Origin of the sequence: Nocardia ninae NBRC 108245 (assembly GCF_007990755.1) — a bacterium.
Classification (GTDB): domain Bacteria; phylum Actinomycetota; class Actinomycetes; order Mycobacteriales; family Mycobacteriaceae; genus Nocardia; species Nocardia ninae.
The window spans coordinates 110,114-130,037 of record NZ_BJXA01000008.1; the positions used below are offsets into that span (position 1 = coordinate 110,114).

The 19,924-nt window shown below is 65.5% G+C and carries 24 protein-coding genes; 12 read left to right on the forward strand and 12 right to left on the reverse strand.

Features of this window, described 5'->3' with window-relative positions; all coding sequences use genetic code 11:
- Positions 1–507 precede the first annotated feature (507 nt).
- Genes NN4_RS08730 through NN4_RS08750 form a run of 5 tightly spaced genes read right to left on the reverse strand, consistent with a single transcriptional unit; the run spans position 508 to position 3,004 of the window.
- Positions 508–870: a YbaB/EbfC family nucleoid-associated protein gene (locus NN4_RS08730; protein ID WP_186818328.1), complete on the reverse strand. Its 363-nt coding sequence runs from the start codon at positions 868–870 to the stop codon at positions 508–510.
- Positions 871–912: 42 nt separating this feature from the next.
- A complete protein-coding gene (locus tag NN4_RS08735) occupies positions 913–1,143 on the reverse strand; it encodes a DUF7683 domain-containing protein (RefSeq protein WP_147129431.1) in 231 nt (76 codons plus the stop codon).
- A gap of 51 nt (positions 1,144–1,194) precedes the next feature.
- Complete coding sequence (locus NN4_RS08740; protein WP_246180786.1) at positions 1,195–2,409, reverse strand: colicin E3/pyocin S6 family cytotoxin; 1,215 nt, start codon at positions 2,407–2,409, stop codon at positions 1,195–1,197.
- A complete protein-coding gene (locus NN4_RS08745) occupies positions 2,409–2,696 on the reverse strand; it encodes a WXG100 family type VII secretion target (RefSeq protein WP_147129433.1) in 288 nt (95 codons plus the stop codon). Before NN4_RS08745 ends, NN4_RS08740 begins: the two co-directional genes overlap by 1 nt.
- Positions 2,696–3,004: a WXG100 family type VII secretion target gene (locus tag NN4_RS08750; protein ID WP_147129434.1), complete on the reverse strand. Its 309-nt coding sequence runs from the start codon at positions 3,002–3,004 to the stop codon at positions 2,696–2,698. Before NN4_RS08750 ends, NN4_RS08745 begins: the two co-directional genes overlap by 1 nt.
- Positions 3,005–3,291: 287 nt before the next feature.
- Here NN4_RS08750 and rpsH point away from each other — a divergent pair, with 287 nt between their 5' ends.
- The 9 genes from rpsH (at position 3,292) to map (ending at position 8,817) form a co-directional block, all read left to right on the forward strand.
- Positions 3,292–3,690 carry a 30S ribosomal protein S8 gene (gene rpsH, locus NN4_RS08755; RefSeq protein ID WP_069161946.1) on the forward strand — a complete coding sequence of 133 codons (399 nt, stop codon included), beginning with the start codon at positions 3,292–3,294 and terminating at the stop codon, positions 3,688–3,690.
- 15 nt (positions 3,691–3,705) lie between these two features.
- Positions 3,706–4,245: a 50S ribosomal protein L6 gene (gene rplF / locus NN4_RS08760; RefSeq protein ID WP_107654157.1), complete on the forward strand. Its 540-nt coding sequence runs from the start codon at positions 3,706–3,708 to the stop codon at positions 4,243–4,245.
- A 2-nt stretch (positions 4,246–4,247) separates the two neighbouring features.
- Positions 4,248–4,655 (forward strand): 50S ribosomal protein L18, encoded by a 408-nt coding sequence (gene rplR, locus NN4_RS08765; protein WP_135234809.1) that lies wholly within the window; start codon positions 4,248–4,250, stop codon positions 4,653–4,655.
- A gap of 28 nt (positions 4,656–4,683) precedes the next feature.
- On the forward strand, positions 4,684–5,343 hold the full coding sequence (gene rpsE / locus NN4_RS08770; RefSeq protein ID WP_107654159.1) for a 30S ribosomal protein S5: 660 nt from the start codon (positions 4,684–4,686) through the stop codon (positions 5,341–5,343).
- Complete coding sequence (gene rpmD, locus NN4_RS08775) at positions 5,343–5,522, forward strand: 50S ribosomal protein L30 (RefSeq protein ID WP_135234810.1); 180 nt, start codon at positions 5,343–5,345, stop codon at positions 5,520–5,522. Before rpsE ends, rpmD begins: the two co-directional genes overlap by 1 nt.
- Position 5,523: 1 nt before the next feature.
- Entirely contained in the window at positions 5,524–5,967 is a 444-nt protein-coding gene (rplO, locus tag NN4_RS08780; protein ID WP_147129435.1) for a 50S ribosomal protein L15, read from the forward strand.
- Between the two features lie 181 nt (positions 5,968–6,148).
- Positions 6,149–7,471 carry a preprotein translocase subunit SecY gene (gene secY / locus NN4_RS08785; protein ID WP_107654162.1) on the forward strand — a complete coding sequence of 441 codons (1,323 nt, stop codon included), beginning with the start codon at positions 6,149–6,151 and terminating at the stop codon, positions 7,469–7,471.
- Positions 7,468–8,013: an adenylate kinase gene (locus tag NN4_RS08790; RefSeq protein WP_107654163.1), complete on the forward strand. Its 546-nt coding sequence runs from the start codon at positions 7,468–7,470 to the stop codon at positions 8,011–8,013. The genes secY and NN4_RS08790 overlap by 4 nt, the downstream gene beginning before the upstream one ends.
- Before the next feature lie 6 nt (positions 8,014–8,019).
- Positions 8,020–8,817 carry a type I methionyl aminopeptidase gene (gene map / locus NN4_RS08795; RefSeq protein ID WP_147129436.1) on the forward strand — a complete coding sequence of 266 codons (798 nt, stop codon included), beginning with the start codon at positions 8,020–8,022 and terminating at the stop codon, positions 8,815–8,817.
- A gap of 584 nt (positions 8,818–9,401) precedes the next feature.
- Here the strand turns inward: map and NN4_RS08800 are convergent.
- The 3 genes from NN4_RS08800 to NN4_RS08810 are packed head-to-tail and all read right to left on the reverse strand — an operon-like array spanning position 9,402 to position 11,118.
- A complete protein-coding gene (locus NN4_RS08800) occupies positions 9,402–10,193 on the reverse strand; it encodes a class I SAM-dependent methyltransferase (protein WP_147129437.1) in 792 nt (263 codons plus the stop codon).
- A gap of 41 nt (positions 10,194–10,234) precedes the next feature.
- Positions 10,235–10,663 carry a DUF4254 domain-containing protein gene (locus tag NN4_RS08805; RefSeq protein ID WP_107654166.1) on the reverse strand — a complete coding sequence of 143 codons (429 nt, stop codon included), beginning with the start codon at positions 10,661–10,663 and terminating at the stop codon, positions 10,235–10,237.
- Positions 10,660–11,118, reverse strand: a complete 459-nt coding sequence (locus tag NN4_RS08810; RefSeq protein ID WP_135234815.1) for a DNA-directed RNA polymerase subunit beta — start codon at positions 11,116–11,118, stop codon at positions 10,660–10,662. The genes NN4_RS08805 and NN4_RS08810 overlap by 4 nt, the downstream gene beginning before the upstream one ends.
- A gap of 436 nt (positions 11,119–11,554) precedes the next feature.
- On the opposite strand from NN4_RS08810, the gene NN4_RS08815 reads away from it, so the two are divergent.
- Positions 11,555–11,836, forward strand: coding sequence for a PLD nuclease N-terminal domain-containing protein (locus NN4_RS08815; RefSeq protein ID WP_147129438.1), 282 nt, complete (start codon positions 11,555–11,557; stop codon positions 11,834–11,836).
- Positions 11,837–11,840: 4 nt separating this feature from the next.
- Here NN4_RS08815 and NN4_RS08820 read toward each other — a convergent pair whose 3' ends face one another.
- The 4 genes from NN4_RS08820 to NN4_RS08835 all read right to left on the reverse strand — a co-directional run bounded on the left by NN4_RS08820 (position 11,841) and on the right by NN4_RS08835 (position 17,971).
- Positions 11,841–13,364 carry a hypothetical protein gene (locus NN4_RS08820; RefSeq protein WP_246180783.1) on the reverse strand — a complete coding sequence of 508 codons (1,524 nt, stop codon included), beginning with the start codon at positions 13,362–13,364 and terminating at the stop codon, positions 11,841–11,843.
- A gap of 132 nt (positions 13,365–13,496) precedes the next feature.
- Positions 13,497–13,940, reverse strand: a complete 444-nt coding sequence (dtd, locus tag NN4_RS08825) for a D-aminoacyl-tRNA deacylase (RefSeq protein WP_147129474.1) — start codon at positions 13,938–13,940, stop codon at positions 13,497–13,499.
- A gap of 49 nt (positions 13,941–13,989) precedes the next feature.
- Positions 13,990–16,302 (reverse strand): serine/threonine-protein kinase, encoded by a 2,313-nt coding sequence (locus tag NN4_RS08830; RefSeq protein WP_147129439.1) that lies wholly within the window; start codon positions 16,300–16,302, stop codon positions 13,990–13,992.
- Positions 16,303–16,405: 103 nt separating this feature from the next.
- A complete protein-coding gene (locus NN4_RS08835; RefSeq protein WP_147129440.1) occupies positions 16,406–17,971 on the reverse strand; it encodes an amino acid permease in 1,566 nt (521 codons plus the stop codon).
- Positions 17,972–18,256: 285 nt separating this feature from the next.
- On the opposite strand from NN4_RS08835, the gene NN4_RS08840 reads away from it, so the two are divergent.
- Together NN4_RS08840 and NN4_RS08845 are read left to right on the forward strand one after the other, a co-directional pair.
- Positions 18,257–19,039, forward strand: a complete 783-nt coding sequence (locus NN4_RS08840; RefSeq protein ID WP_135234818.1) for a MerR family transcriptional regulator — start codon at positions 18,257–18,259, stop codon at positions 19,037–19,039.
- Positions 19,040–19,502: 463 nt separating this feature from the next.
- On the forward strand, positions 19,503–19,826 hold the full coding sequence (locus tag NN4_RS08845) for a hypothetical protein (RefSeq protein ID WP_147129441.1): 324 nt from the start codon (positions 19,503–19,505) through the stop codon (positions 19,824–19,826).
- The last annotated feature ends 98 nt before the right edge of the window (positions 19,827–19,924 follow it).

Consider the following 19,924-nt stretch of genomic DNA (forward strand, 5'->3'; position numbering starts at 1 on the left):
GGTTCCTCCTCAACGATGTTTCAGATCTTCCGGTCGGTACACCGTGACCCGCGTTCGGAGTGTTACGCCAGTCGGGAGTACTCAACCAGTGTGCGCAGCTCTATCTCCGCGCAATAGAGGTCACGTGCCGTTTGCTGAGATGTCCTCTGGAGGTTGCTGGATCGCGTATCCGTGAACCTGAAGATCAGTAGGGCGCCCGCTTGCAGGTGAATTGCGATCTTGTTGCGTTGAATAAGCTCCAAGATTGCCGGCGGACCCGTGTAGCGCTTGGCGCAATGAGCTCGGGGTCGGTCGACGGCCGAGGCTGGAGAGCGGGGTCGCGGGGTTGGTTCGGTCGGTTTCCTCGCGGCCGTGGCCGACGTGCTGCGCGTCGCATCCGATCGCCTGGTCCGTCATCTTGTGCAGGAGAGACGAGCGGCAGAGTCGTTGGACGAGTTGACAGTGCGAATGGCCCGGGCAATCAGCACTCATCTGCACATCTGGCTCGTCTCAGCAGCGGGTTCTGGATCACAGTGGCGGCGCATCGCCGTCCAGTATCTTGCGGATGAAGGTCATGGCGTCTGCGTTGGCCGGGTCGTCGGTGAGGGGGCGCGCCGCGGCTTCAGCTTGCCTCCGTGCGTCGGATTGGGCGCTCTGAATCGCCTCGAGGAGTAGGCGGCGCAGTTGAACCTCGCCAAGCCGCAATGCCTGCGGAGTGAGGCGAAGATCGGTGACGTTGCCGTGGCCGTCGACCGTGGCGCTCAGCTCGCCGTTGCGTGATCCGGCGCGGACCGCGATCTGTGCGAGAGAGCGCTGCAGAGCTTCATTTTTGCTACGCCATTCGGCCGCTGCGCGACGTTGCTCGTCGTTCCACTGGTCCAAGTAATCCACGATGGCTCCTGAGTTCCGACCTATCCGAATGTGCTGACCGCTTTACTCGCGATAAAAACCGACTTGGTAGTCGCATGCCTCGTCTACTGCGAAAGGCTCGTGTATATATCTCCCGAGCGCTGCTGCCTGTGCATGGGAAACGTCATAGCCGAATATTTCTATGCCTTCTTCGATGCCGAGCATGTTCTTCAGGGTCGGAAGTTCCAGATCGTGTAGCGGATATTCGACGACCAACGTCCCGGTCTTCTTGTCGTAGGCTTCCAGGTAGTTCACATTCTCTCCAGGGGGTTGCGGCGCAATCGCATTCGTCAGCCGTTATATAACTTACCTTCCGGGCTTACGGCCCGCCTCTGGCGGTTTATTCTGCGTACCCGAATTGGCGTCGTACTCACCCAGATGCTTGTCGTTCTTGCTGTACTTCTCGACGGCACCGTGTTGGTAATCCCACTCGTAGAGATTGCCTTCGTCGTCTTTCCATCGCTGTCTGTACCGCGGCCCGACCTTCTTGACCGGGCGTGCGTTCGGAAACCCGGGCAGCCCACCTTTCGGTGGCGGCACATACTTGTGGCTGTTCCCGCCCGCATTTGTGCTGGCATTGAATTGGGTCGGGCTGGCCTCCAAGAGGGGCTGGAGGTCGGTGGCGACGCCGATGGCCGCGGCACCTGCCGCGACGGTGACGCCTGTTGCGAGAGCTGCTGCAGCGTCGAACGCGATCAGCACGGTGACGACGGCGGCGCCTGCGGAGCTACCGGTAGCAGCGGTCGTTGCCACTGCGCCGGTGCCCGCGGTGAAGAAGCCGACCACCACGCCGGCGATGAGGCCGACACCGATCGCCCCGGCCAGGATGGCAAGGATCTTGCGGTGTGCGTCCTCGATCTGCTGTGCCCAATCGTCACATGCGCGACCGAGATTCTCGTATTGCGTTGCGACGTTATCGGCGGCGGTAAATACCGCGTCCATTTGGGCGAGCGCCTGGGGCAGCTCTTCTGATGCGTTTTCTTCCAGATTCACCCAGGCTTGCCCGGTCCCATCGCTGGCATCGCGCAGTCCTTTGGCTGCGGTTCGCCACGCGGTGCCGAGTCTGCGCAACTTGTCCGGATCGCCGTTCGGCCAGGTGTGGCCTTGCAGCCAACTGCTGATCATCTCCCAGCCGAATGGCGGATCGGTGTCGCCACCGAATGCGCCCTTGAACGTCGGCGAGGTTGCAGCGGGGAGAACCGCGGGATCGGGATCGGGTGTCTCCGGTGGCGTCTTGTTGAGCTTCTCGGTGTTGGCATGATTTACCGCGGTGAAGGCGAGAAGATCGTGCAACTTGCCGAAGGCGTTGACGATATTTGTTCCGCCGCTCACTCCGCTGAAGGCGGCCGGATCGTAACTACTCGCCCAGGTGCGACCAGCGCTGTCGTTCCCCGCGCAGCCCCAGTCTTTGTCGAGTGCCGCGGCGAGGGTCTTGACCACACTGTCGGCATTGTTTCGGGCTGTTTCGTATAGCCGTGCAGCGTCGAAAAGCAGGTTCGCGTTCATGGTGATGGGCGCCATCAGGGCCACATCCCCTTGTTGTGCTCGACGTTGGCCAGGTATCTGTCACGTGCCGCTCTGGCGGCTGTTTCGAGGTCCGCGAGAGCCGACTTCATGTCCTGCATTTCGCGGTGCCAAGTGTCATGTTTGGCGCGATGCGCTTCGGCGGCACTGCCTTGCCACTCGATATGCAGGTCGGCCACTTCGTGCTCGACGTCGGCGATGCGTTGCTCGATTTGCTGGCCGATCAGCCGGGCTTTCGCGACGAGGGCCAGGATCTGGTCGGTGTCGACCCTGTATGACGCCATTACGCATCATCCAGGTTGAATCGGATATACGTCAGGTCGTCCGCGTTGGCCTGATCCGTCTTAGTGAGGGCGTTCGCGGCTTGATGTATCAGGACCGCGTCCTCGCTCAGCGCGACCGCGACTTTACGAGCAGAATCCACCCACTCGGTCCATAACGCAGCGTGGGTCTCGGCCGCCTCACCGATCCAGTCCGATGCCATCAGCGCGGCGGCTTGCTTGGACAACGCGTCGATGTCGGTCCAGAACTCTTCGGCTCTTGCCGCCATCCGATCCGCAGTGGTGTGCATCTGCTCAGGACTGCTGCGCACCGTGAGAACGTATCACGGGCTGGTGGGCCGAGTTCTACCCCGATTTGGCCGCCAGCTGGGCGTTGTCTACACTAGACCGGTTGCCTGGGCACAACTGTGCCTGCATGTCTTGGTGCACTGCATCGACGTGCGGCCCGTCCTGGCACCGAGAACTCGTTCAGAGAACTCAACTCCGGTCGGCAAGCGTCGACCGGACCAGCCCAATTGCTGTAGGCCCACGATCGGCATGCCTTGTGCTCGCCGGTGTTGCATGGGAACCGTAGCGAGAAAGGTGTCGAGGTCTAACCATGACCATGACTGATCCGATCGCGGACTTCTTGACTCGTCTGCGCAACGCCAACTCGGCGTACCACGATCAGGTGAAGGCTCCGCACTCGAAGCTCAAGGCGAACATCGCCGAGATCCTCAAGCGCGAGGGCTACATCGCCGATTACCGGACCGAGGACGCGACCGTGGGCAAGGCCCTCGTTGTCGACCTCAAGTACGGCCCCAGCCGTGAGCGCAGCCTGCAGGGCCTGCGCCGCGTCTCGAAGCCGGGTCTGCGTGTGTACGCGAAGTCCACCAACCTGCCCAAGGTCCTGGGCGGCCTCGGCGTGGCGATCATCTCCACGTCGACCGGTCTGCTCACCGATCGCCAGGCGGCCAAGCAAGGTGTAGGCGGGGAAGTCCTCGCCTACGTCTGGTAAGGGGAGGTAGGACAAATGTCGCGTATTGGCAAGAAGCCCATCGCAATTCCGGCCGGCGTCGAGATCACCATCGACGGCCAGCGCGTGTCGGTGAAGGGTCCCAAGGGCACCCTGTCGCACACCGTTGCCGAGCCGATCACCATCTCCAAGGGTGAGGACGGCCAGCTCGAGGTCGTTCGCCCGAACGACGAGCGCCAGAACCGCTCGCTGCACGGCCTGACCCGTACCCTCGTCGCCAACATGGTCGAAGGCGTGACCAAGGGCTACGAGAAGAAGATGGAAATCTTCGGCGTCGGTTACCGCGTGCAGGCCAAGGGCTCGAACCTGGAGTTCGCTCTGGGTTACAGCCACCCGGTGCCGATCGAGGCGCCGGAGGGCATCACCTTCGCGGTGGAGTCGCCCACCAAGTTCTCCGTGTCCGGTATCGACAAGCAGGCGGTCGGTCAGATCTCCGCTGTGATCCACGGACTGCGCAAGCCCGACCCGTACAAGGGCAAGGGCATCCGCTACGCCGGCGAGGTCGTTCGCCGCAAGGTCGGAAAGACGGGTAAGTGATCATGGCGCAAACCGAAAACCAGATCGCCAAGCGCAAGCCGCGCGGCAAGGACGTGTCCACGACGCGTCGTCTGTCGAAGACCCGCCGTCACTTCCGTCTGCGCAAGAAGGTCGAAGGCACCACCGAGCGTCCGCGCCTGGTGGTCAACCGCTCCTCGCGGCACCTGCACGCGCAGCTGGTCGACGATTCGATCGGCAAGACCATCGCCGCCGCGTCCTCGATCGAGGCCGACGTGCGTGCGCTGGACGGCGACAAGTCGGCCAAGAGCAAGAAGGTCGGCGAACTGCTGGCCGCGCGTGCCAAGGCTGCCGGCGTCGAGGCCGTCGTGTTCGACCGTGGTGGTCACGACTACCACGGCCGCATCGCGGCGCTCGCCGACGCTGCTCGCGAAGGTGGGTTGAAGTTCTGATGATCAAGACCAACGGAAGGAACGTCTGATGCCGGGACGTCAACGGCGTGACGGCGGCAACGGACCCGCCGGACAGCAGAATGGTGCCGCCGGTGGCGGCGACAACCAGCGTGGTGGCGGCCGCGACCGCCGCGGTGGCAACGACCGCCGCGACCAGCAGGCCGAGAAGAACCAGCTCGAGCGCGTAGTCGCGATCAACCGCGTCTCCAAGGTCGTGAAGGGTGGTCGTCGCTTCAGCTTCACCGCCCTCGTGATCGTCGGTGACGGCAACGGTCTGGTCGGCGTCGGCTACGGCAAGGCCAAGGAAGTTCCGGCGGCCATCCAGAAGGGTGTCGAGGAGGCTCGCAAGAGCTTCTTCCGCGTCCCGATGATCGGCAGCACCATCGTCCACCCGGTTCAGGGTGAGGCGGCGGCCGGTGTCGTCATGCTGCGTCCGGCCTCGCCCGGTACCGGTGTGATCGCCGGTGGCGCGGCGCGTGCCGTGCTGGAATGCGCTGGTATCCATGACATTCTGGCGAAGTCGCTCGGTAGCGACAACGCCATCAACGTCGTGCACGCGACCGTTGCGGCGCTCAAGATGCTGCAGCGTCCGGAAGAGGTCGCGGCTCGCCGTGGCCTGCCGCTCGAGGACGTTGCCCCTGCGGGCATGCTGCGTGCGCGCGCCCAGGCTGCGGGAGGTGCCAGGTAATGGCAGATCTCAAGGTAACCCAGATCAAGAGCACGATCGGCGCCAAGCAGAACCAGCGTGAGAGCTTGCGCACGCTCGGCCTGCGCAAGATCCGGCAGACCGTGGTTCGCGAGGACAACCCGCAGAACCGTGGCCTGATCAACGTCGTGCGCCACCTCGTGACAGTTGAGGAGGTCTGACATGACCATCAAGTTGCATCACCTGCGCCCCGCGCCCGGTGCCAAGACCGAGAAGACTCGGGTCGGCCGTGGTGAGGGTTCCAAGGGTAAGACCGCGGGCCGTGGTACCAAGGGCACCAAGGCACGCAAGAACGTCCCGGCCGCCTTCGAGGGTGGGCAGATGCCGCTGCACATGCGGCTGCCCAAGCTCAAGGGCTTCACGAACCGGTTCCGTACGGAATACCAGGTCGTGAACGTCGGTGCCATCGCCAAGCTGTTCCCCGAGGGCGGCGAGATCGGCAAGGCCGAGCTCGTGGCCGCCGGCGCGGTTCGCAAGAACCAGCTGGTGAAGGTCCTCGGCGACGGCGAGATCGGCGTCGCGGTCCAGGTGACCGTCGACAAGGTCACCGGCGCTGCCAAGGAAAAGATCACCGCGGCCGGTGGCTCCGTCACCGAGCTGGGCTGACGGTACTCTGACAAACAATGGCACCGGACGAGTGAAAGCTCGTCCGGTGCCACTGTTAGAGTTCAAGTTGTTGTCTGCCAAGCCTCGTCATGGTTTTCAGCGTCCCCAGATGCCGATTCGTCGGATCTGGGGTTTGCTTGAAATTTCCATGTCCTGACCATGTCGTTCGCCAGGAGGATCTGTGCTTTCCGCCTTCGTATCGGCCTTCCGGACTCCGGACTTACGGCGGAAGATTCTCTTCACGCTGGGGTTGATCGCGCTGTACCGTCTGGGTGCCGCGCTGCCGTCCCCCGGCGTCGATTACAAGAACGTGCAGGCGTGCGTCAAGCAGGTGTCCGGCGGTGAAGACGCCGGTATCTACCAGCTGATCAACCTGTTCTCCGGTGGCGCGTTGCTGCAGCTGTCGGTGTTCGCGATCGGCATCATGCCGTACATCACCGCGAGCATCATCATCCAGCTGCTGACCGTCGTCATCCCGCGGTTCGAGGAACTGCGCAAGGAAGGCCAGTCCGGCCAGACCAAGATGACGCAGTACACCCGGTACCTGTCGATCGCACTCGCGGTCCTGCAGGCCACCGGCCTCGTCGCGCTCGCCTCCCGTGGCCAGCTGCTGCAGGGCTGCGACAAGGAGATCATCTCCAACAACGGCATCTTCGCCATGATCATCATCGTGCTGGTGATGACCGCGGGTGCCGCGCTGGTCATGTGGTTCGGCGAGCAGATCACCGAGCGCGGTGTCGGCAACGGCATGTCGCTGCTGATCTTCGCCGGTATCGCCGCCCGCATCCCGACCGAGGGCAAGTCCATCCTGGACAGCCGTGGCGGTCTGGTCTTCGGGCTGGTGTGTGTCGCCGCGCTGGCGATCGTCACCGCGGTCATCTTCGTCGAGCAGGGCCAGCGGCGCATTCCGGTGCAGTACGCCAAGCGCGTGGTCGGCCGGAAGATGTACGGCGGCTCCTCGACCTATCTGCCGCTGAAGGTCAACCAGGCCGGTGTCATCCCGGTGATCTTCGCGTCCTCCCTGCTGTACCTGCCCAACCTGGTCTCCCAGCTCACGTCCTCGCAGAACAACCCGGACCCGAGCTGGTGGCAGGAGATCATCGCCAAATACCTGGTGAACCCGGGCAACCCGGTCTACATCGCGATCTACTTCGGTCTGATCGTGTTCTTCACCTACTTCTACGTCGCGATCACCTTCAACCCGGAGGAACGCGCGGACGAGATGAAGAAGTTCGGTGGCTTCATCCCGGGGTACCGCCCCGGCAAGCCCACCGCGGATTACCTCAATCATGTGCTGAGTCGCATCACCCTCCCCGGCTCGATCTACCTCGGTCTCGTAGCTGTCCTGCCGAATCTGTTCCTCGACATCGGTGCCTCCGGTAATACCCAGAACCTCCCGTTCGGCGGCACCGCGGTGCTGATCATGGTGAGCGTCGGCCTGGACACGGTGAAGCAGATCGAGAGTCAGCTGATGAATCGAAATTACGAAGGGTTCCTCAAGTGAGAGTTGTACTGCTCGGTCCGCCGGGTGCCGGCAAGGGCACCCAGGCCGTCCTCCTGTCGGAAAAACTGGGCGTCCCGCACATCTCCACCGGGGATCTGTTCCGCGCGAACATCAGCCAGCAGACACTGCTCGGCCGTGAAGCACAGAAGTACATGGACGCAGGCGATCTGGTGCCGAGCGACATCACCAACCGCATGGTCGAGGCCAGGGTCAACGAGCCCGACGCCGCGAACGGCTTTGTCCTGGACGGCTACCCGCGCACGGTCGACCAGGCCGACGCGCTGGAGAAGATCCTCAAGGACATCGACACCAAGCTCGACGCGGTGCTGTGCTTCGTCGTCGCCGAGGACACCGTCGTCGAGCGGATGCTCGCCCGCGGGCGCGCCGACGACAACGAAGGCGTGATCCGCAACCGGCTCCGGGTGTACCGCGAGGAGACCGAGCCGCTGCTCGAGCACTACGACGGACTGGTCGTCTCGGTGGACGGCGTCGGCGAGGTCGACGAGGTCAACGCGCGCGCACTGCGTGCGCTGGGACACTGAGGCCGAATGGTCTTCAACCGTAAAAAGAAGGTCGTGCCGTTCCGCACGGCAGGCGAGCTCGATGCCATGGCCGCGGCGGGCGCGATCGTCGGTCGCGCCTTGGTCGCCGTGCGTGCGGCCGCCAAGCCGGGGGTATCCACCCTCGAACTCGACGAGGTCGCCGAGCAGCTCATCCGCGATGCGGGTGCGGTGCCGTCCTTCAAGGGCTACCACGGTTTCCCCGGTTCGATCTGCTCGTCGGTGAACGACCGTGTGGTGCACGGGATTCCGACCGCAGACGAAATCCTGACCGAGGGCGACCTGGTCTCGATCGACTGCGGTGCCATTCTGGACGGCTGGCACGGTGATTCGGCGTGGACGTTCGGCGTCGGCAACATCATCGAAGCCGACCGGCTGCTGAGCGAAGCGACCAAGCTGTCCATGGAGGCCGGCATTGCGGCGATGCTGCCCGGCAACCGGCTCTCCGATGTCTCCCACGCCATCGAACTGGGCACCCGCGCCGCCGAGCAGGAGCACGGCCGCGCCTACGGCATTGTCGACGGTTACGGCGGGCACGCCATCGGCCGCGAAATGCACCTGGACCCGTTCCTGGCCAACGAGGGCGACCCCGGCAAGGGACCGAAACTCGTGGTCGGATCGGTCCTCGCGATCGAGCCGATGCTCACCCTCGGCACCACGCAGACCCAGGTGCTCGACGACGACTGGACCGTGGTCACCGTCGACGGCACCCGCGCCGCCCACTGGGAACACACCGTCGCCGTCACCGAGAACGGCCCGCGCATCCTCACCCTCCGCCCGGAGTAGGCGGAGTGCGGGCGCGCCGACTATAGGCGCCGCTCGACTCCTGCCCCTCCACGCGGAAGGTCGGGCGGCGCAACAGTTTGCGCCAGACACTGGCGGCCGGTGACACGCGCGGCGAGGAGTCGATGCGCACCGACGCCGGCGAGGGTTGCGGCCCCCGCTGGACGATCTCGCCTCGTGATTCGCCTGCGGCACATTGCTGCCGCTACCGAATCGTGGACGATACCCAGCTGCGTCGCTGGATCGGTGTCGTCGTTCCTTGCGCCTGCTGCGCTCGACCGTGACGTTGTGCCGAGCAGCGTTGCTCGGTGTCGAATCAGGTCGACATTTGTGCCTGATCCTGCGGTACCTGAACTCTGACTTTCTCCGGTACCTGAACTCTGCTGAAAGCGTATGTCCGGGTGGGTAGGGCCGACGCGAGTAGGCCACTACTCGAATACGGTTGGCGCACCACGCGGTTCGGGCCCGCGTCACCTGCAGCACGACGAGCACGGGCATCGGGAAAGTGTGTGTGGTGTGCGAATTCCCTTGCGGCAGGTAGTCGCTTGGCGGCGACACCGGCGGCGCGAAAGATCGTCGGAAGTCGCTCAGTCGTCTCGAAGTTCGGCGCGCAGCACCAAAGTCACTAGGGGAAGGTCGAATTCGCCCTCCGCCGTCTCCGGCCTGCTGCGCAGGTATTCGGTGACGCGGTGCAGCACCTCGGCTCGTTGCTGCGGTGACACCACCAGGGTGTGCGAATGGGTGCCGATGGTCGCGGCCAGCGACTCCGCGGTCCGCCGCTGGGTATGCGGGAATTCGGCGCGTTCGAAGATCTCGAACAGTGGGTGCTCGGGTAGCTGCACGTCGCCGAGTTCCGGCGGTGGGGCGGACGCGTCCGAGCGGGCGACCCGCCCCAATTCGGCGACCCAGCCCACCCGCATGTCGTCGGTGTTCCACAGCGCCGCGAAGGTCCCCCGCTTGCGTAACACCCGGGCGAACTCCGGAAATGCGCGCTGCTGATCGAACCAGTGAAAGGCCTGCCCCGCGACGATCGCGTCCACCGATCGGTCCGGGAGCGGAATCTCCTCCGCCGACCCCTCCAGCGCACGTACCCCCGGCAGTCGCCGCATCAGCTCGACGCGCATGCCGTCGTCGGGTTCCACGGCGACCACCGACACGCCTGCGGCGAGCAGCCCCTCGGTGAGCTTGCCGGTGCCCGCCCCGAGGTCGACGACGATCGGCGCCGGTACGGTCGGCACCGCCTCCAGCGCCCACCGGATGGCCGCCAGGGGATAGTCCGGCCGGTGTTCGGCATAGTCCATGGCGTGGGCGCCGAAGGAGGAGGCCCGCCGGGCATGCAGGGCACGCTTGCTCGCATCTCGATCAGTCGTATTCCCCATGCGCCCACCCTAAGTCCGGGTCGCCGCCGCGCGGGTGAAATTTACGACGCGCCTGGTAACCGCCGTACGCCAGCGGACACCTCGGCGGCGAGGTCGTCGTAGCCGACGGCCAATTCCGCGAGCCGCTGCCAGGCGTCCCACAGGTCCCACTCGGAGGCACTCGCCAGCGCGGCGTAGGCGTTGGCCGTGAACTGGGCGAGTCGGTCGATCACGGCACCGACCGTCTCGGTGTGCACGTGTGCGGCACCGTGCGCGGGCGGCAGCTGGACGGTGATCCAGCGGTCGATGTCACGCACCAAACTCGCTCGGAGCGCGTCGATTTCGTCGGTGACCTCACGACCCGCGCCCAGTCTGCGTTCGTGCAGCGTGGTCAGTTCGTGCGCGCACCGCAGGAGTGGGTTGTTCTCCGGGTGCTCACCTCGGCATGCTTGCAGGACTTGATGTTTCGCGGGGAGTTGGCCCGTGGTCATCGGATACCTGTGTTCCGGCAGGAGCGCACGGTGTCCACGATCGACGTACCGGAGGGCCGAAAGCGGTTCTCCGGCGCCACAATCCATTCGCGATACCCGGCGTGCACATCAGCAGGCGAGGGCAGCGCGATCTCACCACCGATCGGCACGATCGAGACGTTGAGCCGGAACAGTTCCGCGAACAGCCGTACGTCGTCGGGCAGATCCGGCCGGACCAGGAAGGTCCAGCGCTTCGAGCGCACATGAGAGATGACGGGGCCCAACGGATTTCGATGATGTATCAAATCGTCGTGGACCTGCTGACCGAGCGCGGCGGGCATGGTTATCGCGCCGACGAATCCGGCGCGGACGATGATCCGGCCGATCTCCGGAAGGAATCCGGCGGGGAGGTCGCAGGTGTGTCGGTAATAGGCGCATCGGGCGGCTGGGGTTTCCGCCAACGCCAGTTGGTCCATGAGAAGAGCCTCGACTAGCATCGTGTGTCTGGTGAAGCCGCCCGAGCTGGTGCGTTATGGACACTGAGGGTGACCTACAACACCGTTCGGGCGTGATCTCAGTAGAGCACTCCATGGCAGGGCATAAACGTTCCGTTCAATTAGTTCTCGAGAAGTTTGCCTGGGAGTTTCGCGCCGTCTGCCGGGTTGACGTGCAGATCCGTGCAGCTGCACGCCGCCACTGGATTCCCGGCATCAGTCGCGCGGCGCAAGATTGCGAACCCGGGGTACTTTAATACTTGACTTTCGGGCTACCCTGACGCCGAAGCGGGCACACACCACCCCGACGTCGCACCCCGAGTCATCCCCGAGGCGTACACCGCGATCCCTGGGGGCGTAGCAAATTCAGGGTTAGTCACCGATGTGCTGCGCAGGGCCCGTCCCTACGCTGATGAGCATGACAACGATTGCTCTAGCTTCCGCCCCGGCCTTGGCCAGCGCCGCCGAAACGGCAGGCTCGATCGCCCTCGGCGTTTTCGCCGTCGCCGTCGCGATCGGCGCCCTCGTCTTGTTCATCGCGGGAGTGGTGAGCGCGCTACGGTCCAGCAACTACGAGGCCGCCGGCAAAGCGATCTGGGTGCTACTCATGCTCGCGTTCCCGTTCCTCGGCCCGGTGGTGTGGTTCATCTGGGGCCGCAACTCGACCATTCAGCCGATGCGGCCGAACACCGCCCTCTGACACCTCACGGCGTCGTACGGAAGAACAACACGCGATCACCGTGCTCGGCGAGCGGGGTGGTCGCGCTGATCTGCCGGAGACCGCTCGACGGAAGATAGGTGAGGTTGGCGAACATCTGGGTGTTGCCGAACGCCGCACGCAGCTTCGTCTCGTTGGCGCGATCGGCGTTCAGATCGGCCAGCATCTTGAAGTCCAACGGCGCCAACGGTTTATCCAGCGGCGCCTGCCCGGCCGGCCGGCCGAGCGCGGCGTACTGGGTCGCCGCGCCGTGTTCGTACCAGCACAGCTCGTAGGCGACGTGCTCGGTCACCGTGATCGCGGCCACCGGCCAGTCCTGGGACAGTCGCATCGCGAGCGGATGCTTGCCGACCGGCGTGAGCTCCCAGTTCAGGCTCATCACCGTCACCCAGCCGCCGTAGGGCTGATCGATCAGCACCACATCGTCGCCGAGCTTCTCCGCGGTGTTGACCTCCGCGTCGGTGATCTTCCAATGTTGTTCGTGCTCACCGAGGTAACTGGCTCGGTCCATCGGATAGGCGTCGTCGGTCGCGTACGCGCCGATGATCGCCGCGCGGATCTGCGCGATCGCGTCCGGCACCGGGCAGTACACGCTCAGCGCCCCGAAACTGGTGCCGATCTGCACCGGCATCGACGGCGGATCGGGCTCGGCGCCCGGCAGCAACGGTCGCAGACCGACGAGGGCCAGCTTCCAGTTGAGCTCCTCGACGGTCGACAGATCGCCCGAGGATTTGAACAGGATCTGCTGCTGGGTCAGCCGTCCGGCCTGCTCCAGCGTGCGGCAACCGAGCTCCGCGAGCGCCTTGTACGACTTCGGGGTCAGATCGAGATCTTGAATCCCGCACGCGCGCAACCGGATCGACATGCTCATCGAGGTGAACGCGGAATACCGCTCGCGATACATCGAGAGGGCTTGTTTGCGGGACCGGCCCACCATGAGGGTCCGCAGCAGCGTGCTCAAGCTGGCCAGGTACTTGCCCGAGAGCTCCGGATTCGCCGCCGCCAGTGCCGCGCGAATCCGGGCCGCCTCCTCGGTGGCCGCGACGGCGGCGTCCTGATCGAGGCGCCCGAGCCACACACCGCACTTCGACAGCCCGTCGGCACACAGCCCCGCGACCTCCGGATGAATCCGGGCCACTTGCCGGTAGGCGTCACACGCGCGCCGGATGGTGGTGGTCGCAAGTTCCCGGCGACCGCTGTGCCTGGCGGCGAGCTCGACCGACCGCAACGCCTCGTTCAGCTCGCCCGCCAAGCGCGCGTTCAGCACCTGTCCGGTGGACAGCAAACGCAGCCGGATACCGACCGCCTCTTCGGCGGGCGCCAGCGCGTCCCTGGTCCGGTCCCGTACCGACCCGTCGGTCTTGGTGGCGATGAAGCCCTTCGCCAGATCGGCGAGCGAGGTGGCAAGTCGCAGATCCGCCTCGATCGAACGATCAAGCGCCGCATACCGATCCGCGGCGACCCGACGCTCCAGCGCGTCCAGATCCATCGCGTCCCTCGTTTCCAGCATGATCCTCCGCTAACCGGCGGCATCGCGCCACCCGCACCTTCTGCGCACGAGTCTGTCACGGTTACCGGCTCGGCGCACGAGGATCTTCTGCGGGTGATGTGGGCGGGGTGTGCTTCGGGCCGGTGGTGTCGCTCAACCTTCCAGCAGCAGTGTGACCGGGCCGTCGTTGACCAGCTCGACATGCATGTGCGCGCCGAATCGACCGGTGGCTACCGTCGCGCCGAGTTCGCGCAGCGCTCGGGCGAACGCCTCGACGAGGGGCTCGGCGATGGGGCCCGGTGCGGCCGCGTTCCAGGACGGTCGGCGGCCCTTCGCGGTATCGGCGTAGAGGGTGAACTGGCTGACCACCAGGATCGGCGCGGCCAGATCGGCGGCGGAGCGTTCGCCGTCGAGAATGCGCAGCCGCCATACCTTGTCGGCGAGTGTCTTCGCGGTCGACTCGGTGTCGCCGTGTGTGGCGCCGACCAAGGCGACGAGCCCGTGCGGAACTCCCGAGGCTGTCGGATCTATGCGGCCGACGATTTCGTGGTCGACGCTCACCTGGGCTGAGGTCACTCGTTGCAGTAGGACGCGCACAGCCATTGATCATGCCGTGCGGCAGGGCAGTGGAAGCAGTGCGCCTCGGCTACCACAGGGAACGAGGCCGAATCTCGTTGGCCAAGTCGATCAGTGCATAGCGATGCAGCCGATTCGGTGTCGTGCGCGCTACCGCACGCAACACCGACTCCAGTCCGCCGCGCAGACCCGCCTCGGTATAGCGGAAGCCGAGGATCGTGGTGGGCGGCGCTTCCGGTCGCCCACCCCGGTTCAGCCAGGCCAGCGCCGCGCCGAGGACTATCGCCCGCAACTGCATCAGTCGCGGCTCGTCCGGTAGCGCGTGCAGGTGCGCCGCTGCCGCATCGAGGTCGGCCTGGGTCAGCTCGTCCACCGGTCTGGTGACCAGCAGCAGGCACGCGGTCATCCGGGCGGCATTGTGGTGCCGCGAGGCATCCGGCACCTGCTGCATCGTCGCGACGGCGGTGGCGACATCCCCGTCGACGGCCAGCCGTCGCACCAGACCGAACGCGGCACTCGCCACACCGCGGGTGTTCCGCCAGACTGAGCGGTAATGCTCGGTCGCCGCCCGGTGCCACCGATCCGGCTCGTCGGGGTTCTCCTGCGTCTGCAAGAGGAGCTCGGCGGTCGCGGCGAGTGCGAGCAGCGGCGCGATCTCACCGGGGACCATGGAGTGCACGCGATCGAACTGCTCGTACGCCGATTCGTATTCGGCGCAACACAGTTCGGCGATGCCGGTGTACCAGTCGAGCCGCCAGTCCGTGCGATAGTCGGCCCGCAAGCGCGCCAGGCTTTCCCGTGCCTGCTCGACCTCCCCGAGATCGAGGTGCGCCCGCACCGCGGTCAATGTCCCTTCCAGGTCGAAACTTTCGGGCGTGCCGACGACTCCCGCGCTCATGTCGGCGGTGCTCTGGCGCAGTGTGTCGAGCGCTTGCCGCGGATCACCGTGCAACAACGGCGACAGCAGCTCCGCACTCGGGTCCTCGCTGTCGATCAACGGCACCGGCAGCGCGGCGACGACGCTCGCGGTGTCGAGCACAGGCAGGCGATGGGCATCGTCGACGAAGCCGACGTTCTGCCGGATCAGTGTGTCGATACCGAAATCGCCACGCGGTGAACCGAATACGGCGGAGGTCTGCGGATACTCGCGGTTGGTGTCCTCGGCCAGGACCGCGCGGAGCACGCCCGCGAGCTGGCGGTACATCGCGTACGCCGAGGGAAAGCGCTGGGCGGGATCGGGATCGGTGGCCCGTCGCAGCAGCCGTTCGAAGGACGGATAGCGACGCAGCACCGGTTCTTCGTCCGCCGACGGAATGCCGGGGAGTTTCGGGCCGTGCGGCTCGGTGGGCATATCCAGGGTCAACGCGGCCAATGTTCGTCCGACGGTGTGGATGTCGGAGGCCACGGTCGGGCCGGTCTGGGTGAACTCCGGCGCCTGGTACCCGTGCGTGCCGTAGAGGCTGCCGCCGGATTCCCTGGCCGCCACCGCCCCGAGGTCGATGAGTTTCACCTCGTCCTCGGTGACCATGATGTTGTCGGGTTTGAGGTCGTTGTAGGCCAGGCCGAACGAGTGCAGGTAATCGAGGGCGGGCAGCACCTCCATCACATAGGCGATGGCCTCGGCGACGGGAATGCGTTCCGGCGCACGGAGATCGAGCATCGTCTTCAGCGATTGCCCGCCCACGTACTCCATCACGATGTACCCGCACGGAATGCCCTCCGCGGACCGGTGTTTGACGAAGTTGAAGATCTTCACGATCCCCGGGTGTGCCATCTCCGCGAGGAACTGACGTTCGGCGAGCGCCACCACGTGCGCCTCGAAGTCGAGCGGGTTCTGCAACCCCTTCAAGACCACCCAGCGGTCGCTGACATTGCGATCGAGGGCCAGGAAGATCCAGCCCATTCCGCCGTAGGCGAGGCAGCCCTGCACCTCGTACTGACCGGCGATCAGATCGCCGCGGGCCAGCAGTGGCCGGAAGTTGAACGGTGAACCGCAGCGGGGACACTTGCCCGCCGACGCGCCGTCTCCGTTGCCGGCCGAGCGGCCGACGGGCTTCTGGCATTTCCAGCAGAACCGCTTGTCCTCGGGAACTTCGGGATTGCGCAGCATCGCGGTCGCCGGGTCGACCAGCGACACCCGCGGCAGCTCGACCAGGCCCGCGCTGAGGCGGCGCACACTGCGGGACCGAACGCTGCGGCTGGAGCGGGTTTCGGCCTCCGACGAGATCGAATCCTCGTCGTCGGACGACCACGCCTCGGTCGCCGATACCCGTCGGGTCGCCCAGGGGAAGGTGGCCCGGTACGCCATTTCGGTGGGGTCGCGAATCAGTGTGCTGGCGTGGGCGACGGGGGGAGGATCGTCGGAGCCACTGAAGTCCGGCATTCGACCCTCTCAACACCCACGAAGACAACATCGGGCCGACACCGCCACGCCCCGCAGCCCCGGTGGGTCGCCGAGCTGCGGAGCGGGGCGGGACAGGTCGGCCTTAGCGCGATTCTGCCTCATCGTGCGGTGTCGTGCCGTTGCTTGCGCCGGATATATCGGCGATGTGGCGGTCGCGGTGCTCCAGCGGGCGCTCGGCCAGCACCGGGAACGCGCCGGTGAAGCCGGTGCGGATCGCCGCGACATGCAAAACCCGGCGCCGCGCGAGGAACCAGCCGCCGACGAGGGCCGGAACCATGATCGCGCCCATCGCGATGACGGCACCGCGCTGCACGTCGCTGTCGCTGAGCAGCATTAGCAGCACCACAGCGGCGAGGAACACCAGCGTCGCGATGCTGGTGTACGGCGCGCCGACCAGGCGGAAGGTGGGTCGTACCAGCCGTCCCTCGCGGGACCACTGCCACAGCTTGAGCTGGCAGAGCACGATCGCCGCCCACGCCGTGATGGTGCCCAGAGCCGACATGTTCAGGACGATCTCGAAGGCCTTCTCCGGGACCAGGGCATTGAGTCCCACACCGACGAGCGCGACGGCGCCGGTCGCGAGGATGCCCACGTAGGGCACGCCGCGCCGGGACATCAGCGCCGCCACGTTGGGCGCGCTGCCGTTCATGGCCATCGAACGCAGAATCCGCCCGGTCGAATACAGCCCGGCGTTGAGGCTGGAGAAGGCCGCGGTCAGGACCACCAGATTCATCATCGTGCCCGCGCCGTCGATGCCGATCTTGGCGAAGAACGTGACGAAGGGGCTCTCGCCGGACTTGAAAGCGGTGTAGGGCAACAGGAGCGAGAGCAACACCAGCGAGCCGACGTAGAACACCGCGATCCGGGCGATGACCGAGTTGATGGCGCGCGGCATGATCTTCTCCGGGTTCTCCGCCTCACCGGCCGCGGTGCCGATCAATTCCACTGCGGCATAGGCGAAGATGACGCCGGTGGTGCACAGCACGACCGGAATCAGGCCGTTCGGGAGCAGGCCGCCGTTGTCGCTGATCACGCTGATGCCGGTGGTGTTGCCTTCGATCGGGAACCGGCCCGCGAGGAAGAAAGTGCCGACGATCAGGAAGCCCATGAGCGCGATCACCTTGATCAGCGCCGCCCAGAACTCCATCTCGCCGAACCACCGCACCGACACCATGTTGATGCTCACCACCAGCGCCAGCGCGATGAGCGCGATGGTCCACTGCGGGATGACCTGCAGGCTGCCCCAGTAGTGCACGTAGGTGGCGATCGCGGTGATGTCGACGATGCCGGTCATGCACCAGTGGAAGAAGTACATCCAGCCGATCCCGAACGCCAGCTTCTCGCCGTAGAACTCGCGGGCGTAGGAGACGAACGAGCCGGAGGACGGTCGATGCAGGATCAGCTCACCGAGCGCCCGCAGGATGAAGAACACGAACACGCCGCACACCGCGTACGCCAGGAAAAGCCCCGCCCCGGCCTCCTTCAGCCGGCCGCCCGCGCCGAGGAAGAGCCCGGTGCCGATCGCGCCACCGATGGCGATCATCTGGAGCTGCCGTGGGCGCAGCGCCTTGTGATATCCCACATCCTCGGCGTGTAGCGCCCGCGCGGCCTGCTCCTGCGTCGCTGAGGGAGGTCGAACGATAGTCATGCGTGGCCTTTCCTGTGACGGCAGTCATAACGTCCAACAACGTACCGTTGTTTAACGGCACGTTCAATAGACGTACATGATTGTCATCTGAGGACACGAGATCGTCATCTGGCGAGAGCCAACGGCTATCGGAGGGCAAACCGTTTCGGGCGGCTTCGCTCGGCACATCGGCGCGGGAGAGTGGGCTCAGCGAACGGCCTGCGGTCCATGGCTGCGGCGCAATGGTGAAGTACCGCACCCTCGGACCAGGGATCAACCCACGTTTCGGTGTGGTTTCCTTGAGATATGGCAGCGGGTACGGAGTTTACGATCGACGAGCTGGCGCGTGAGGCGGGTACGACCGTGCGGAGTCTGCGCGTCTATCACGAGCGTGGGGTGCTGCCGCCCCCGCAGGTGAAGGGTCGCACGGGGTTCTACGGGTCCGACCATCTCAACCGGGTGCGCACCATCGGCCGGTTGCTGGATCGGGGCATCAAGCTGAACGGCATCCGGGAACTGCTCGAGGCGTGGGATCGCGGCGACGACCTGGGCGACATCCTCGGCGTTCCGGAGCCGGAGGCCCTCGCGCATGTCGCGATGCCGACCGAGACCGCGGTGCCGATCCACCCCGATGCGCCGCCTGCGGTCAGTGAAATGGTCATTGCCGCAACAGAACTCGCGGATCTGTACCGTGACGTCCCGCAAGGGCTCGCGCGGGTCGTCGCGTCCGGCATGTACGAGCCACTCGACGCCGCCACCTATCGCGTGGCGGACCATCAGCTCGTTCGGATCGCGCAGCAGTTGGCGGCGTCGGGTGCGCCGCCGGCCCAGGTGCTCGACGAGGTCGAGCGGTTGCGCGGCGATTGCGACCGGATCGCGCGTCGGTTCGTAGACGGGTTCGAGCGCACGGCATGGCGCGCGTTCCGGCAATCGGGGCGCACGTCGGCGGATCGGGCCGAACTTGCCGAGCGCGTTGCCGCCGTTCGGGTTGTGCCTGGTCAGGTGGCGGCCGAACTGGTCGATCGATTCGTCGCCAAATATCTCGAACGCGATATCCCCGAGTTGGCTGACGAGTTCCCGGGTCAGTAAGAAGGATCGGCCTTATCCGGGGGCTCGTGCGCGCCTATAACTTGCCGCTGGACAGCGGTACGTTGTTCAATGTAGCGTCGGGGTTGGGATCTGGGGGCATGCGCAAAGCGACGCCAAGCTGAGCATGCCCCCGGAACCTTATGGCCGGGCCGCTCGCTCGAGTGTCCGCTCCCGGCTGCGGCGTGCCGAGATGCCGCGCTCGCCTGCGTTCCTATTACTACGTGACCGTGCCGTCGTCGGCCGGTCCCCGCGGTGCCGACTGATATCAGACCGCTCACCGAACATCAACGCGTATAGCACATTTCGCTGGATCGACGGCTAGGTGTACCCACCTGTTGCATGTAACTGTCGCGGCACTCTCCGTTCATGTGCGGGCAACAGGGGAGTTGCTATCGACTGTCATCGTCGGAGGCGTACGAGCTGAAGTGGGTGCGGGTGACCGCACGTACGCGGAGGGAACGCGGTGGCGGACAAAGTCCAGTACGAGTCGGAGCTGTTCTTCAAGGCGGCCAAGAAGACCGGAGACGCACGCGACCGGATCAACGGGGTACTGAGCACCTTGCAGGCCTCGATCAACTCCCGTGGCAACCCTTGGGGCAACGACACACTCGGCCGCAGCTTCGCGAACGGGGCGGATGGCTCCGGCGGCTACACCTCGTCACGCGACAACATCATCACGGGCGCGCAGAACATCGCAGGTTCGCTCGGCAACTTCTCCACCGGCCAGACCAAGAGCGCCAAGCTGCTGGAAAAGATGGAGCGCGGCAACCGCGATGGTTTCAGCTGATCCACGCTCCGTGCGCAGCTGAGGACCGGGCAAGCCGAAGCGCGTCCGGTCGCCGAGATCGTCGCGTGCGGCGGCCCGGACACCGTGTCGCGCTGCTG

Excerpts from the sequence above, each read along its gene's own strand:
- NN4_RS08740 (WP_246180786.1), bottom strand. The coding sequence starts at position 2,409 with ATGGCGCCCATCACCATGAACGCGAACCTGCTTTTCGACGCTGCACGG.
- NN4_RS08745 (WP_147129433.1), bottom strand. The coding sequence starts at position 2,696 with ATGGCGTCATACAGGGTCGACACCGACCAGATCCTGGCCCTCGTCGCG.
- rpsH (WP_069161946.1), top strand. The coding sequence starts at position 3,292 with ATGACCATGACTGATCCGATCGCGGACTTCTTGACTCGTCTGCGCAAC.
- rplF (WP_107654157.1), top strand. The coding sequence starts at position 3,706 with ATGTCGCGTATTGGCAAGAAGCCCATCGCAATTCCGGCCGGCGTCGAG.
- rplR (WP_135234809.1), top strand. The coding sequence starts at position 4,248 with ATGGCGCAAACCGAAAACCAGATCGCCAAGCGCAAGCCGCGCGGCAAG.
- rpsE (WP_107654159.1), top strand. The coding sequence starts at position 4,684 with ATGCCGGGACGTCAACGGCGTGACGGCGGCAACGGACCCGCCGGACAG.
- rpmD (WP_135234810.1), top strand. The coding sequence starts at position 5,343 with ATGGCAGATCTCAAGGTAACCCAGATCAAGAGCACGATCGGCGCCAAG.
- rplO (WP_147129435.1), top strand. The coding sequence starts at position 5,524 with ATGACCATCAAGTTGCATCACCTGCGCCCCGCGCCCGGTGCCAAGACC.
- map (WP_147129436.1), top strand. The coding sequence starts at position 8,020 with ATGGTCTTCAACCGTAAAAAGAAGGTCGTGCCGTTCCGCACGGCAGGC.
- NN4_RS08800 (WP_147129437.1), bottom strand. The coding sequence starts at position 10,193 with ATGGGGAATACGACTGATCGAGATGCGAGCAAGCGTGCCCTGCATGCC.
- NN4_RS08805 (WP_107654166.1), bottom strand. The coding sequence starts at position 10,663 with ATGACCACGGGCCAACTCCCCGCGAAACATCAAGTCCTGCAAGCATGC.
- NN4_RS08810 (WP_135234815.1), bottom strand. The coding sequence starts at position 11,118 with ATGGACCAACTGGCGTTGGCGGAAACCCCAGCCGCCCGATGCGCCTAT.
- NN4_RS08815 (WP_147129438.1), top strand. The coding sequence starts at position 11,555 with ATGACAACGATTGCTCTAGCTTCCGCCCCGGCCTTGGCCAGCGCCGCC.
- NN4_RS08820 (WP_246180783.1), bottom strand. The coding sequence starts at position 13,364 with ATGCTGGAAACGAGGGACGCGATGGATCTGGACGCGCTGGAGCGTCGG.
- NN4_RS08830 (WP_147129439.1), bottom strand. The coding sequence starts at position 16,302 with ATGCCGGACTTCAGTGGCTCCGACGATCCTCCCCCCGTCGCCCACGCC.
- NN4_RS08835 (WP_147129440.1), bottom strand. The coding sequence starts at position 17,971 with ATGACTATCGTTCGACCTCCCTCAGCGACGCAGGAGCAGGCCGCGCGG.
- NN4_RS08840 (WP_135234818.1), top strand. The coding sequence starts at position 18,257 with ATGGCAGCGGGTACGGAGTTTACGATCGACGAGCTGGCGCGTGAGGCG.